This is a genomic window from Agrobacterium burrii (genome assembly GCF_017313405.1).
Taxonomy (GTDB): Bacteria; Pseudomonadota; Alphaproteobacteria; order Rhizobiales; family Rhizobiaceae; genus Agrobacterium; species Agrobacterium burrii.
In genome coordinates this window covers 188,091-201,988 of record NZ_JAFLNA010000009.1, presented here as the reverse complement: position 1 = coordinate 201,988, position 13,898 = coordinate 188,091, and the positions used below count along the sequence as shown (strand labels likewise).

Here is a 13,898-nt window from a genome sequence, read left to right as displayed (position 1 = left end):
CGATTTGAACAGGTTCCGCGCTGCCGCAGATGCCGATGAGTTCGGCTGGCGCGGAACTGGACAGAATATTTGACCAGTGCAATGCTTCGCTGATAATTTGCCCGACATCAAACATGAAGGCGGGATTTCGCCGGAGACTTCTGCGATGGACGAAACGCTTTTTGCGCGCATTGAGCACAGCCGCACATCGCAGGAGGTGATCTTGCGTTTCGAGGAACTGATCCTCGACGGCATATTGCGGGATGGCGACCGGCTGCCCGGCGAGCGTGAACTGGCGCAGCGGCTGGACGTCTCGCGGCCGATCCTTCGGGAAGCGCTCAAGGAGCTTGAAACCCGTGGCCTTCTCGTGAGCAGACATGGAGGCGGCACCTATGTCGCCGATATTGTCGGCCCCGTGTTTTCCGACCCCCTGAGCGCGCTGATCACCCGCCACAACCGGGCGACGCGGGATTTTCTCGAATATCGCCGCTATATCGAAGGCATGACCGCCGAACTTGCGGCGCAGCGGGCGACGGAGCCGGACAGGCGCAACCTTGCCGCCATTATAGGCAGGATGCGTGAGGCCCATGAGGTGGGCCGTTTCGACGACGAGCTTTCCGGCGACGTGGAATTTCACAATGCCATTGGCGAGGCGGCGCATAACATCGTGCTGATGCATACGTTGCGGTCATGTTACCGGCTTTTGAGCGATGATATCTTTTATAATCGCCATCTCATTTTCACCGTCGCGGGCGCGCATGACGAGGTGCTGAGACAGCATATCGCCATCCATGACGCCATTGCGGCGGGTAGTCCGGCAGCGGCAAGAGCAGCGGCGGAGGCCCATATCGACTTCATCGTGGACACGACATCCAGGGCGCATCAGGCGCGTGAATGGGACCGGATTTCCCGTTTGAGGCAGCAGCAGCGCAGCGTCTGAAAACGCTATCCGGCGAAATACGGCACCTATTTTATTCAGGTTTTTATGGAACCTTTTGTCCTGTTCGGTCTTTTTCTCGGGTTAATTGGAAAAATTTACCAAGATGGGACCCATGACAACCACGAGCGAAACTGAACGCTATCCGCGGATAGCTCTCATATCGACGCATGGCTATGTCGCCGCGCACCCGCCACTGGGCGCCGCAGACACCGGGGGACAGGTGGTTTATGTGCTTGAGCTTGCACGCAAACTCGGCCAGCTCGGTTACACTGTCGATCTTTATACCCGCCGCTTCGAAGACCAGCCGGAATTCGACGAGGTTGACGAGCGCGTCCGCGTGGTGCGCATTCCCTGTGGCGGGCGCGATTTCATTCCCAAGGAATATCTGCATCGCCACCTGATGGAATGGTGCGAAAATGCGCTGCGCTTCATCAAGAAAAATGACCTCAATTACTCCTTCATCAACAGCCATTACTGGGATGCGGGCGTGGCCGGGCAGCGGCTGTCCGAAGCGCTAAAAATTCCGCATCTGCATACGCCGCATTCGCTCGGCATCTGGAAAAAACGCCAGATGGAGACCGACTATCCGGAAAAGGCCGATACGTTCGAACTGGAATTCAATTTCAGGGAGCGCATCCAGCACGAGCTGATCATCTATCGCAGCTGCGACATGGTGATCGCCACGACGCCGGTGCAGCTTGACGTGCTGATTGAAGATTACGGGCAAAAGCGCAAACACATCCACATGATCCCGCCGGGTTATGACGACAACCGCTTCTTCCCGGTTTCGGATGCGACGCGGCAGATGATCCGCCAGCGTTTCGGTTTCGAGGGCAAGGTGGTGCTGGCGCTGGGGCGGCTGGCCACCAACAAGGGTTACGATCTTTTGATCGACGGCTTTTCCGTCCTTGCCGAGCGCGAGCCGGAGGCCCGCCTGCATCTGGCCGTCGGCGGCGAGAATATGGACGAGCAAGAAACCACCATCCTCAACCAGCTGAAGGACCGCGTAAAAGCGCTTGGACTGGAAGACAAGGTGGCATTTTCCGGTTACGTCGCAGATGAGGACCTGCCGGATATATACCGCGCTGCCGATCTCTTCGTGCTTTCCAGCCGTTACGAACCTTTCGGCATGACGGCGATCGAAGCGATGGCCAGCGGCACGCCGACCGTCGTTACCATCCATGGCGGGCTATTCCGGGCTGTCAGTTATGGCCGCCATGCATTGTTTGCCGATCCTTTCGACAAGGAAGACCTCGGCATTACCATGATGAAACCGTTCAAGCATGAGCGACTTTACGGCCGGCTTTCCCGCATGGGCGCACATAAGGCGCGTAGCCTGTTCACCTGGACGGGAATTGCCCAGCAATTGCTGGCGCTTGTTGAAGGCAGGACCATGATGCCGGTTCTCGAAGAGGCGGACTGGGCCGAACCGTGGAATGACGGCGATTGAGACCGCTTCGCCTTTTTTCCACCGATCTCGATGGCACCGTCGTTGGCAACAACGATGCCACGCGCCGGTTCCGCGATTTCTGGCAATCATTACCGGACGAGCATCGTCCGGTTCTGGTCTTTAACAGCGGCAGGCTGGTCGATGACCAGCTTGCGCTGTTGGAAGAGGTGCCGCTGCCGCGGCCCGATTATATAATCGGCGGCGTCGGAACCATGCTGCATGCGAAGGAGCGCAGCGAGCTGGAAAGCGCCTACAGGCACTCCCTCGGCACCGGCTTCGACGCGAAGAGGGTTGCCGATGTCATGGGCCGCATATCCGATGTGACGATGCAGGAAGAGCAATATCAGCACGGCCTCAAATCCAGCTGGTTCCTGCATGATGCCGATGAAAAGGCGCTTGCCGATATTGAAAACGCGCTGCTGACGGCCGATATCGATGCCCGCATCGTCTATTCCAGCGGTCGCGACCTGGACATCTTGCCAAAGGCCGCCGACAAGGGTGCGGCACTGGCATGGTTATGTGGACAACTGCATATCGGTCTCGACGAATCGGTCGTCGCAGGCGATACTGGAAATGATCGGGCGATGTTCGAGTTAAATGACGTTCGCGGCGTGATCGTTGGCAATGCGTTGCCGGAACTTGTTTCCCTGGCAAACGGCAATAGCCGGTTTTACCTCTCGGGCGCGACTGAAGCGGATGGTGTGATGGAAGGTCTCCAGCATTGGGGACTGGATGCGGGCCAGCGCAATTCCGGCCGTAACCGTTGAGCGGTTTGCGTTCCGAATGACCTGAAAGCAGACAGATACGGAATTCCGCAATCGGCTGTTGAACCGGGAACCCCGGCAAGCTTCCGTTCGCCTCCATCTGTGCCCCTTAATCTTCATCAGCGTGAAGACAATAGTGGGTTATGGATAAAGGGGGATTGGCGGAACATACAGTGTATCTATATTAGCAATTATCACTACCCGGCAAACAAGGATTTATACGGATTGAAGATTTTGAATCGATTGGCGACAGATGTTGGCTTGATGTTGCGCAGACCGCCGCGACAGCAATATGCGGCGCTGTGCTATCGATTCTCCAAAAAACATCCGGAGCCGGAAGTCCTGTTGCTGACCAGCAGGGATACGGGACGATGGGTCATTCCCAAGGGCTGGCCGATGGGCGGCAAGAAAGCCCATGCGGTTGCCGAACAGGAAGCCTATGAGGAAGCCGGTGTCAAAGGCACGGTGGAGAAGGCTCCCTTCGGCTTTTATGAATATGAGAAAAAACTGAACAGCGGCATCAACGTGCCGTGCAGGGTTCAGGTGCATCTGCTCGAAGTCTCGGAAATGCAGGATAGCTTTCCCGAAAAAGACTCCAGACGGCTGGAATGGGTCACGCCCCAGGAAGCCAACAGGCGGGTCAACGAGCCGGAGCTGAAGGCGCTGATGCTCGCTTTCGACAAGCGGATGGCGCATTCGAAATAGCGCTGCCGCCCGAAGCGTGGCAATGTGCAGTTTGTTTTTCCAACATGGCTTTTATCGTCTTTCATTTTGGAAAGATGTGCGAGATGTAACAGTCTTTCTGTAAAATTGCCTTCAACCTGCGACATTGCCGGACGAGAGGGAATGCTGGCAAACGAGGTCTGAATTGGCAATAAAGCCGCCATCGAACATGAAGCCGACGCTCGACAAGGATCTCGACAAGATCACCCGTGTCGAAGAGGCGACGCTGCATGTCACGCAGCAGCTTGCCGGCCTTGGCGCGGGGTTCATGTTCGTTGTCCTGGCGGCCATATTCGCCGGTGCCTTTGTTACCGGCACAGACGGCTCGGTCATCATCATCGCGGCCGTCGCCATCGGCGCGTATATGGCGATCAATATCGGCGCGAACGATGTGACGAACAATGTCGGCCCGGCGGTCGGCGCCAAGGCGCTGCCGCTGGCCGCAGCGCTCATCATTGCCGCCATCTGCGAGATCGCCGGCGCGCTGATCACCGGCGGTAATGTCGTCGAGACCATTTCCAGCCGCATCATCAATATCGAGACCATTCCCGACAGGACCGTGTTTTCCTGGGCGATGCTGTCGGCACTTCTCGCCGCCGGCCTTCTCGTCAATCTTTCAACCTGGACCAAAGCGCCGATTTCCACCACCCATACGGTGGTCGGCGGCGTTGCAGGTGCCGGCATGGCGGCCTATGGCATCGGAGCCGTCGACTGGCTGTCGCTCGGCAGCATTGCGTTTGCATGGGTGTTGGCACCCTTCATCAGCGCCGCCATCGCCATCCTCATGCTTGCCTTCATCAAGGAATGCATCATCTACCGCGAGGACAAGATAGAATCCGCGCGGCTGTGGGTGCCGGTACTTATCGGCCTGATGGCGGGGGTTTTCACCGCTTATCTCATCTGGGTCGGGTTGCGGCAGCTCATGCATGTGTCGCTTGGCCATGCCAGCCTCATCGGGCTCGTGACCGGTCTCGTCGCCTGGCGTCTCTGCGTACCGATCATCCGCAAACAATCGCAAGGGCTGGAGAACCGCAACCAGTCGCTTCGGATTCTGTTCCAGTGGCCGCTCGTGCTCGCCGCCGGGCTGATGTCCTTCGCGCACGGGGCGAATGACGTGTCCAACGCCATCGGCCCGGTGGTGGCCATCGTGCGCGCCTTGCATGACGAGACGGTTGGAACCTCGGCACGCGCACCGTTATGGGTGATGCTGGTTGGCGCTTTCGGCCTTTCCTGCGGTATTCTGCTTTATGGCCCGCGCCTCATCCGCCTTGTCGGTGAGCAGATCACCAAGCTCAATCCGATGCGCGCCTTCTGTGTTTCCGTGGCGACGGCACTCACCGTTCTTGTTGCCTCACGCTTCGGCCTGCCGGTCAGCACCACCCACACCGCAATCGGCGCGGTGTTCGGCGTCGGTTTCTTCCGCGAATGGTACACGCAGGCGTCGCGACGGCGGCAGGAACTGGTCCAGGTTGGCTCCGGCCAAATCCGCAGAGCCGACAGATATGCTGAAAACCCGTCCGAGGTGCGCCGGCGCTATCTTGTCCGGCGTTCCCACTTCATGACGATCATCGCCGCCTGGCTGGTCACCGTTCCCGCAAGCGCTACGCTTGCGGCGCTGCTTTACTGGCTGATGTCTTTCCTCTTTATGTGAACCTGAAACCAAATCCCATGCGCGCAAATTTCCGGATGCAACGCCTGTTTATCGAAGCCGCCCTTGCCAATGGCGTGGCGTTGGAGGCGACAGGCGAACAATTCAACTATCTCGCCAATGTGCTGCGCATGACCGATGGCGCGGAAATCCTGCTGTTCAACGGCCGTGACGGCGAGTGGAAGGCGAAACTGTCCTTTCCGAGCCGCAAGAAGATCGTCCTTGTCCCTCTGGAACAGACGCGGCCACAGCCGGACGCGGCGGATCTGCATTATCTCTTCGCGCCGCTGAAAGTCGGGCGCATGGATTATCTGGTGCAGAAGGCGGTTGAGATGGGTGCTGGTCTTTTGCAGCCGGTGATGACGCAGCATGTTCAGGGCAAGATCCACAATACCGAAAAGCTGCGCGCCAATGCCATCGAGGCCGCCGAGCAATGCGGCATACTGTCCCTGCCCGATGTCGCGGAGCCGGTGAAACTGAAAGACATGCTGGAGAGCTGGCCACATGACCGGCGCATCATCTATTGCGACGAAGGCGATACCGGACAAAATCCGCTGCCCGTTCTGCAATCCGTCAAGGAACGCAAAATCGCCCTGCTGGTTGGCCCGGAAGGCGGGTTTTCCGAGGAGGAACGGGAGCTTCTGCGCAGTCTTGACTTCGTCACCCCCATTCCGCTCGGGCCGCGTATCCTTCGGGCCGATACGGCCGCGGTCGCAGCATTGGCAGTCATTCAGGCAACCGTCGGCGACTGGAATTGAAGGCGAATATTACGCTTCATGCATCTTTAAAAGAAATTCATTTGCCACCAGATACGATCCGGCTCTATCTGCCAATCATATGCCTCGCCGCAACAGAGACGTCATAACAAGGTAAGCCATGGCACGCGACACGACCGACCAGACCCCCCTCTCCTCCGTTACGGAGCTTACCGATTATCTGGCGGGCGGGAACAAAGCTGAAGCCGATTTCCGCATCGGCACCGAGCACGAGAAATTTGCCTTCTTCCGCGAGGATAACAGCCCGGTTCCCTATTTCGGCGAGGCCAGCATTTCAGCGCTTCTCAAGGGCATGCAGGAAAAGCTCGGCTGGGAACCGATCATGGATGGCGAGAACATCATCGGGCTTGGCGAGCAGCACGGCATGGGGGCCATCTCCATCGAGCCGGGCGGCCAGTTCGAACTGTCAGGCGCGCCGCTCGAAAACCTGCACCAGACCTGCAAGGAATCCAACCAGCATCTGGCGACGCTGCGCGAAGTGGCCGAGCCGATGGGCATCCGTTTCCTCGGCATCGGCGGCAGCCCGCTGTGGAGCTATGACGAAACACCGCATATGCCCAAATCACGCTATGCGATCATGACGCGTTATATGCCGAAGGTCGGGACCAGGGGTCTCGACATGATGTACCGCACCTGCACGATCCAGGTGAACCTCGACTTCTCCTCCGAAGCGGATATGCGCCAGAAGATGCGCGTTTCCATGAAGTTGCAATCGCTGGCAACCGCACTGTTCGCCTCGTCGCCCTTCACCGAAGGCAAGCCGAACGGCCTTCTCTCCTGGCGCGGCGATATCTGGCGCGACACCGACAATCAGCGCTCCGGCGTGCTGCCCTTCACCTTCAACGACGATTTCGGCTTCAAGGACTATGTCGAATGGGCGCTTGATGTGCCGATGTATTTCATCGTGCGCGACAGCAAATATCACGATTGCACCCATGTCACCTTCCGTCAGTTCATGAATGGGGCGCTGAAGGGCGAAATCGCCGATTGGCAGCCGACCATGGGTGACTGGACAAATCATCTCTCCACCCTCTTCCCGGATGTGCGCCTGAAGCGTTTTCTGGAAATGCGCGGCGCGGATGGCGGCCCATGGAGGCGCATCTGCGCCCTGCCGGCTTTCTGGGTTGGCCTTCTTTATAATCAGGAAGCGCTTGACGCTGCCGATGCACTGACCGCTGGCTGGAGCTTCGACGAGGTCATCGCGCTTCGCGATGCCGTGCCGGTCAAGGGTCTGGGTGCCGAGATTGCCGGCAAGCCGCTTCTCGGTATCGCCCGCGAGGTTGTCGATATTTCCCGCACCGGCCTCAAAAACCGCAACAGGCTGAATGGCGAAGGACAGGACGAGACCGTGTTCCTGTCATCGCTGGACGAGGTGCTGGCCAAGAAGACCACGCTCGCCGAAGACCTGCTGGCGCTCTATAATGGACGCTGGGGCGGCTCGGTGCTGCCAGTGTTCGAGGAATATCAGTATTAGAGCAGGCAGAACCGCCCAGCGCTTTTGCCTGCGGAAACTTTAATCAAAGCCACAAAAAAACCCGGTGTGGCCGCGAGGGCCTGGCACCGGGCAAAGGCAGGGTTATTGGCAAATCACCCTGCGGGGAAAACCTTGTCTGTTCGGAGCAATTCCGGCCGCTGGAGGTCTGCCGCAATTGTCCGAACGTGATCTACAGCGTCTTGAACCGTGTCACTGCCCGCTCGCGTGCGGCGCGGGTCAGATAAGCGGTCGGATCTTCGAACAGGCCGGTATTAAGCGCGTTCCGCACATCCGAATGCGCCAGCCCGATATCGGCAAGAAGGCGGTCGTCAAGCTCGGTAAGCCCATTGGCGGCGATACGGTTGTAGATGCGCTGCAAAAACGTTTTCACGGCCCAAACGCCACCGAAGACGATGCGACGCAGGGTGTCGCTCTGCCTTGTGGTTGCAAGTTCCAGTTCCATTCTCCGTTCTGCCGTGCGCATGACACTTATCCTTCCGTAACGGCACGATGCGGCACCGCCCCCGACGCACCACGCGCGAGAAGCTGCCTTGGGTTGGGGACCTGACATTTCGCCGGCCCGTGGTTGAGATTGATTTGCTTGAAGTCAAAATGTCGCAAGACTATTGATCAGTCCAACGAATGTTTCTAATATGAGACATCAATCATTCTGATGGATGAGTTTCCATGTCCGCACCCCTCGACATCGACCAGCTGCACACCTTTATCGCCATTATCGATACGGGCAGCTTCACTAAGGCCGCCGACCGCGTTTTCAAGACACAATCTGCCGTCTCCATGCAGATGCGGAGGCTGGAGGAGCGGATCGGCAAACAGCTGTTCGCCAAGGACGGGCGTGGCAACCGCCTGACGGCGGAGGGCGAAAAGCTGATGAATTACGCCCGCCGTATCATCCGTCTCAACAACGAGGCAATCGCCGCTTTTGACGACAACCGGCTTGAGGGCACGTTGCGCATCGGCACGCCGGACGACTATGCCGACCGGTACATGCCTGAAATCATCGGCCGTTTCGCCAAGACCCATCCAAATGTCGAGCTTTATATCGTCTGCGAACCTTCGGTCAGCCTTGCTGAAAAAATGGCGCGCGGCGAACTGGATATCGCGCTCGTCACCCACAATCCCCGCGCCCGCTCCTCGGATGTGGTGCGCACCGAACCGCTCTGCTGGGTCGCTTCCGCCAACCATCCGCTGAAGGACGACGCGCCGGTGCCGCTTGCCGTCGGCCGGCGCGATTGCCACTGGCGGCAGCTTGCCTGCTCGGCGCTCGATGCCGACGGGCGAGATTATCAGGTTCTGTTCACCAGCTGGTCCTCCACCGTGGTCGCCGCCGCCGTGCTGGCCGGCATGGCCGTCTCGGTGCTGCCGGAATCGGCGCTGCGTACCGGCATGAAGGTGCTGACCGCCGCCGACGGTTTCCCACCGCTGCCGCCGGTGCAGATAGGCCTGATGAAACGTCCGGGCCTATCGCCCTCGCTGGTAAACGCCATTACCGACCACATCACCGCCTGCCTCGACAATATCTCGCCGATGAACGTCGCCGACGAGCTGGATAATGATGTGAAGACCTACCCGAAGATGCCGCGCCTGCGTGCCGGGCATATGCTGCCGGGATGGTAAGCGAATAGTACAAATACGAAGGCCGGGGCAAATCCCGGCCTTTTCATTGCGCGTTTGCGCGCTGCTGTTTACTGCGCGCGCAACGACGCAACCGCCAGCAGCGTTTCGCCGCTGATACCCGCCGAGCCGCTGCCATTAAACAGCATCATGATCGGATCTGTGGTGTTCTGCGCATTGTCGTACATGATGGTGAAACGGGCGACGAGTTTCTTGACCTTTTCCGGGTCCTGAAAATCCTCAATGTCGAAATATTTCTTCATCATCGCTACCTGCGTATCCACCGGAGCGTTGCCGAGTTCGGAGGGAATGCCGAAGGTGGTGTTGATGAAGTTCTGGATCGCGGTATCGGCGAGGATGGAATAATAGGACGTCGTTCCTGCCGCCATGCGCTTGAAATAGAGCGCCAGGCGCACGCCGGCATTCTCTTCACCTGCCTGGGTTTCCAGCGTCTGGGTCAGGTAATTGTCCAGTGTCTCGTAAAGACCACGCCGCGTCTGGATCAAACTGCGATCTTCGTGAAGGATATTGCCGTCCGTATCGAAGTTGAAGGCGGTGACGAGGCGGCGGAAGACCGGGTCCATCTCCTTGTTGACGTAGCTTTCGCCATCATCCAGCTTGGAAGAGAATATCTTTCCCAACTGTTCTTTCGTCACGCTTTTCGGATCGATGCCAAGCGATTCCATCGCAAATTTCGTCAGGCGATCATTGGCCAGGAATTCCTTGAGCGTCTTGATCTTCTGCATCTCGGCGGTGAAATATTCCGATTCTTTCTTGGCCGCTTCCTTGTCCTTCTCCGTGCCGAAAGCCGACTTCTTCTTGATATAATCGGCCGACATGGTCTGCATTTCGATTTCCGACTGGGCCAGCACCGGAGACCCCAGACTCCCGTCGGACTTGAAATTGAAAAGCTCGGCCAGCTTGACGTAGCGCTCGTCCTTCAGCGTATAAACGAAGCTCTTTTTGTCCTGCAGGTCGCTGGTGAGTACCTTGCGGATATCGCTGGCATTCACCTTGGCCGGATCGAGACCGACCGCCTTCAGCGCATAGTTATAGACCGCGCTGCTATCGAGAAAATCCTTGACGGATGTGACGCTTCTGATGTCGCTCTTGAATAGCTTGAGCGCATTCTCGTCGGCGGCGTCATCCTTGTCGTTATAATGGGTCATGTAGCCGTTGGTGGTGGTCGCGGTCTGCAACGTCGTCTGCGGTGTCGTGCCGGCGGCAAGCGTTCCGTCCGTCTGGAAATTGAACGCATTTCTCATGGCGATGTAGCGCTTGTCGTTCTTGCCGAAGGTCGCGATGTAGTTAGTCGGGTCACTCAGATCGCTGGTCAGAATATTCTCGATCGTCGCCGTCACGATCGTCACGTCGTTCAGATCGAAGGCGACCTTGATATAGTTGAGAAGGCGCGCATCCGAGGTCAGTTCGGCCACGGTCTTGATCGAGCCGATCTTCGATTCGAAATAATCCCTGTTCAGGGTGGCGACCGTCGGCGTTACGCGCGGTGCACTGGCGATATAGGCATCCGTCATCACTTTGACATTGTCGGCCTTCTGCGCTCCGCCGGCGGCCACGGTGCCGTCATTCTTGAACTCGAAGGCGGCAGCGAGTTGCGCCATCTTGTTATATTGCGTGACGGCATTCGACAGCGTCGTCTGCTCCGCCGTGATGGCGGCGAGCTTTGCTTGCCACTCGCTCTTCGGCGGCAACACGGCTTCAAGCTGCGTCAGCTGATCCTGCCTCGTCACCTTTTCCGCTTCGAGCGCAGTACGCTGCTCGGCCGTCAGGTCCGTCCCCGCAAGCGAGGTGTCGATGGCGGTAATGCGGGCCGTGACCTGGCCGTGAAGTTCGATATTGCCCTTCATCGCCAGTTTTTCGACCGCGTCATTATAGGCGGCGCCAAATTTCTGGTTGAGGTAGCTGTCGGGATCGGCGATGTCGCTGGTCATCAAACCCTTGATATGCGCGTAGGTATAGGTCTTCTCATCGATGCTGAAGACCTGAAAAATATAAGCGCGGGTCCTGTCATTCTGCAGTAACTGATCCACATTGGTGACCGAGCCGATGATAGCCTTGTAATAACGCGTTTCTTCCGAAAGACTGTTATCAAGATCGGATATCGACGTACCGTAAAGCCCGATCATCTTGTCGAGCTGGGCCTCCGTCTGGACGGTCTTCGTAGACGCCGTGAAGTTGAAGGCTGCGGCGAATTCGCGGTAGCGCTCATCGGTCAGCTTGTTGGCGAAGCTGTTCTGGTCGTTCAGATCGCTTTCCAGCACCTTCTTCATGAAGGCCTTGGCATAGGTCATTTCGCCGAGACCGAAGGCATCCATGGCGTAGGAATAGAGCTGATAGTTATTGAGGAAATCATCGACGCTTTTCACATTGCCGATGTTTTCCTTGTAATATTTCGTCTGCCGCTCGGTGAGACCCTGCTGCGCCACGCGCGAAATGCTTGTCTTCATATCGCGGTTGATGAGGTCGTAGCTGAGATACGTCGATACCATCTGAATGCCCTCTGAAACATCGCGTATCCCTTTGGGGGACATCGAGGTTTCGGTTTTTAAATCCACCCAACACGCCCCATCCGGACGCACGGCAAGCCTTGGCAGGACTATGCATGACGCTCCTTGCCCGGAGCTTGAAAGAGCACATTTCCAGGGACGATAAAAACCGCATTGTCTCAATCCGCTTTACCCAAACGAAACCATGCCACAGTTGGTTTTGCTAACCATTTGGGAATGCAAAGTTTTCTTAACCGCGATTTTTAAGCAGTCTCGAACATGCGGCGGATAATCTCCTGACATCAGAGGACGAAAAGTCCCGATGAGAAGACCGGAAACCGGCTCTCAGGTAAAACAAGGGTAGATTAAACATGACCAAGACCGTTCTGAAGCCCGACTGGGCCGTTGCCACACTCAGACTCGACCCGGCACGTTTTCCGCAACAGGTCACCTATGGAAAAAGCAACGGCGCGACCGACGTCGCCGTGACGCTCGATGAACGGGGCGCCGTTCTGAGAAAGGTTCTTTCCTCTTCCGGCCTGCCTTTGTCTTTCGCCCTGCCAGCCCGCGCCTTCAAGGGTGTTGCAGCCCGCGCCATCGACCATGGTGACGGTCAGGTAACCGTGACGCTGGAACTTCACCATGATGACCCGGATCTCTGCGTTCCGCTGCTGGTCGCCCATGATCTCTGCGATATCGCCGCCGACTGGCGCAGCTGGTCCGAAGCCTACCGCATTCCCATGCTGATGGTGGAAGCCGATGGCGTTGCCCGCCCGCTGGAAGAACATCTCGGCAAGGTGCGCACCCAGAATACCCGCCCGCGCCGCCGTCATTCCTATTTCGCGGATCGCCGCCCGCGCTTCCTCGTTCGCCGCTCCACCGGTTCGCTCGGCATGAGCATGAAGATCGAGGGCAAGGAAATCATCGCCCGCAGCTGATAATCGTCAGCAAAAACAAATCAAAAGCCCGGCGCGCAACGAAGCGGCCGGGCTTTTTTGCATCTTATGTTTCCGGCTTCAGGCCAGCAGAAGCGGCAGGACGAGGCCGGCAAAAATCATCACGCCGACACGGTTGTTGGATTTGAACAATATGAGGCATTGCTCGACGTCGTCGATATCCAGCACCCAGACCTGACGGAACAGCATGATGGCTGCGGCGGCAAGGCCGCTATAGGCAATGACGTTAACACCCGCGCCCCAGAAGGACAGGGCGATCATGGCAAGGGCTGTGCCATAAAGAAAAACCAGCCAGCGATGTGTGTTTTCTCCAAACAGCAGGGCGGTCGAACCGATGCCGACTGCCGTGTCGTCTTCCTTGTCCTGATGGGCATAGATTGTATCATAACCAATCGTCCAGGCGATCGAGCCGACATAAAGCAGGACAGCCGGCCAGGCGATCGATCCGAACTGCCCGGCCCAGCCCATCAGCGCACCCCACGAAAAGGCAAGGCCGAGGAAAAATTGCGGCCAGTTGGTGAAGCGCTTGGCAAAAGGATAGATCGCCACGAAGATCAACGAGAAGATGCCTGTCGCGATTGCGAAGCCGTTGAACTGCAAAAGCACCACAAATCCGGCAAGCGCCTGCAACACGATGAATATCTTGGCCTGCAGCCGGGTCACGCGGCCTGATGGCAGCGGCCGGGAACGGGTGCGCGCCACGGCCATGTCGATCTTGTGGTCGGCCAGATCATTATAGGTGCAGCCGGCACCGCGCATCGCCACCGATCCGATGAAGAACAGCACCAGGTGCCAGATCAGCGTGCCCCAGGAAAAGCCGCCGCTCATCGTCGCGGCATTGGCAGCAAGGGCGGCGGACCAGAAACAGGGCCACATCAGCAATTGCCAGCCGATGGGGCGATCCCACCTTGCGAGCTGCGCATAGGGCCAGAGGGACCTCGGCAAAATCCGATAGACCCAGTTGTTGGATGGCGCGTCGGAAACGCGGTCTGATAAATCGCTGTGGTGAACCATGGGATGGTTCTACAGCATTGGCGGGCGAATCG

12 protein-coding genes are annotated in these 13,898 nt (G+C 57.9%); 9 read left to right on the top strand and 3 right to left on the bottom strand.

Annotation, left to right across the window (positions count from 1 at the left end; translation table 11 throughout):
- Positions 1-145 precede the first annotated feature (145 nt).
- The 7 genes from JZX89_RS17710 to JZX89_RS17680 all read left to right on the top strand — a co-directional run bounded on the left by JZX89_RS17710 (position 146) and on the right by JZX89_RS17680 (position 7,754).
- Positions 146-919 (top strand): FadR/GntR family transcriptional regulator, encoded by a 774-nt coding sequence (locus tag JZX89_RS17710; protein ID WP_207134884.1) that lies wholly within the window; start codon positions 146-148, stop codon positions 917-919.
- 103 nt (positions 920-1,022) lie between these two features.
- A complete protein-coding gene (locus JZX89_RS17705) occupies positions 1,023-2,369 on the top strand; it encodes a glycosyltransferase family 4 protein (RefSeq protein ID WP_188355961.1) in 1,347 nt (448 codons plus the stop codon).
- Positions 2,366-3,136 (top strand): HAD-IIB family hydrolase, encoded by a 771-nt coding sequence (locus JZX89_RS17700; RefSeq protein ID WP_207134883.1) that lies wholly within the window; start codon positions 2,366-2,368, stop codon positions 3,134-3,136. Before JZX89_RS17705 ends, JZX89_RS17700 begins: the two co-directional genes overlap by 4 nt.
- Before the next feature lie 261 nt (positions 3,137-3,397).
- A complete protein-coding gene (locus JZX89_RS17695; RefSeq protein WP_188355960.1) occupies positions 3,398-3,838 on the top strand; it encodes an NUDIX hydrolase in 441 nt (146 codons plus the stop codon).
- A 163-nt stretch (positions 3,839-4,001) separates the two neighbouring features.
- Positions 4,002-5,507 carry an inorganic phosphate transporter gene (locus tag JZX89_RS17690; protein WP_149898638.1) on the top strand — a complete coding sequence of 502 codons (1,506 nt, stop codon included), beginning with the start codon at positions 4,002-4,004 and terminating at the stop codon, positions 5,505-5,507.
- A 17-nt stretch (positions 5,508-5,524) separates the two neighbouring features.
- Positions 5,525-6,262 (top strand): 16S rRNA (uracil(1498)-N(3))-methyltransferase, encoded by a 738-nt coding sequence (locus JZX89_RS17685; protein WP_207134882.1) that lies wholly within the window; start codon positions 5,525-5,527, stop codon positions 6,260-6,262.
- Between the two features lie 118 nt (positions 6,263-6,380).
- Positions 6,381-7,754, top strand: a complete 1,374-nt coding sequence (locus JZX89_RS17680; RefSeq protein ID WP_149898636.1) for a glutamate--cysteine ligase — start codon at positions 6,381-6,383, stop codon at positions 7,752-7,754.
- 190 nt (positions 7,755-7,944) lie between these two features.
- On the opposite strand, the gene JZX89_RS17675 is transcribed toward JZX89_RS17680, so the two are convergent.
- Entirely contained in the window at positions 7,945-8,238 is a 294-nt protein-coding gene (locus JZX89_RS17675; protein WP_207134881.1) for a YjiS-like domain-containing protein, read from the bottom strand.
- A 203-nt stretch (positions 8,239-8,441) separates the two neighbouring features.
- Between JZX89_RS17675 and JZX89_RS17670 the strand changes: the two genes are divergently transcribed.
- The gene (locus JZX89_RS17670; RefSeq protein WP_149898634.1) at positions 8,442-9,392 is read left to right on the top strand and encodes a LysR substrate-binding domain-containing protein; all 951 of its coding nucleotides are present in this window, start codon (positions 8,442-8,444) and stop codon (positions 9,390-9,392) included.
- A 68-nt stretch (positions 9,393-9,460) separates the two neighbouring features.
- Here the strand turns inward: JZX89_RS17670 and JZX89_RS17665 are convergent, their stop codons facing one another.
- Positions 9,461-11,899, bottom strand: coding sequence for a DUF1217 domain-containing protein (locus JZX89_RS17665; protein ID WP_153513222.1), 2,439 nt, complete (start codon positions 11,897-11,899; stop codon positions 9,461-9,463).
- Positions 11,900-12,267: 368 nt separating this feature from the next.
- Between JZX89_RS17665 and JZX89_RS17660 the strand changes: the two genes are divergently transcribed.
- A complete protein-coding gene (locus tag JZX89_RS17660; RefSeq protein WP_174373046.1) occupies positions 12,268-12,834 on the top strand; it encodes a DUF6101 family protein in 567 nt (188 codons plus the stop codon).
- 78 nt (positions 12,835-12,912) lie between these two features.
- Here JZX89_RS17660 and ubiA read toward each other — a convergent pair whose 3' ends face one another.
- Complete coding sequence (gene ubiA / locus JZX89_RS17655) at positions 12,913-13,866, bottom strand: 4-hydroxybenzoate octaprenyltransferase (RefSeq protein WP_207134880.1); 954 nt, start codon at positions 13,864-13,866, stop codon at positions 12,913-12,915.
- Positions 13,867-13,898: the final 32 nt, after the last annotated feature.

What these genes read in the sequence shown, in the direction of transcription:
- JZX89_RS17710 (WP_207134884.1), top strand. Translation starts at nt 146, where the DNA reads ATGGACGAAACGCTTTTTGCGCGCATTGAGCACAGCCGCACATCGCAG.
- JZX89_RS17705 (WP_188355961.1), top strand. Translation starts at nt 1,023, where the DNA reads ATGGGACCCATGACAACCACGAGCGAAACTGAACGCTATCCGCGGATA.
- JZX89_RS17695 (WP_188355960.1), top strand. Translation starts at nt 3,398, where the DNA reads ATGTTGCGCAGACCGCCGCGACAGCAATATGCGGCGCTGTGCTATCGA.
- JZX89_RS17685 (WP_207134882.1), top strand. Translation starts at nt 5,525, where the DNA reads ATGCGCGCAAATTTCCGGATGCAACGCCTGTTTATCGAAGCCGCCCTT.
- JZX89_RS17680 (WP_149898636.1), top strand. Translation starts at nt 6,381, where the DNA reads ATGGCACGCGACACGACCGACCAGACCCCCCTCTCCTCCGTTACGGAG.
- JZX89_RS17675 (WP_207134881.1), bottom strand. Translation starts at nt 8,238, where the DNA reads ATGCGCACGGCAGAACGGAGAATGGAACTGGAACTTGCAACCACAAGG.
- JZX89_RS17670 (WP_149898634.1), top strand. Translation starts at nt 8,442, where the DNA reads ATGTCCGCACCCCTCGACATCGACCAGCTGCACACCTTTATCGCCATT.
- JZX89_RS17665 (WP_153513222.1), bottom strand. Translation starts at nt 11,899, where the DNA reads ATGGTATCGACGTATCTCAGCTACGACCTCATCAACCGCGATATGAAG.
- JZX89_RS17660 (WP_174373046.1), top strand. Translation starts at nt 12,268, where the DNA reads ATGACCAAGACCGTTCTGAAGCCCGACTGGGCCGTTGCCACACTCAGA.
- ubiA (WP_207134880.1), bottom strand. Translation starts at nt 13,866, where the DNA reads ATGGTTCACCACAGCGATTTATCAGACCGCGTTTCCGACGCGCCATCC.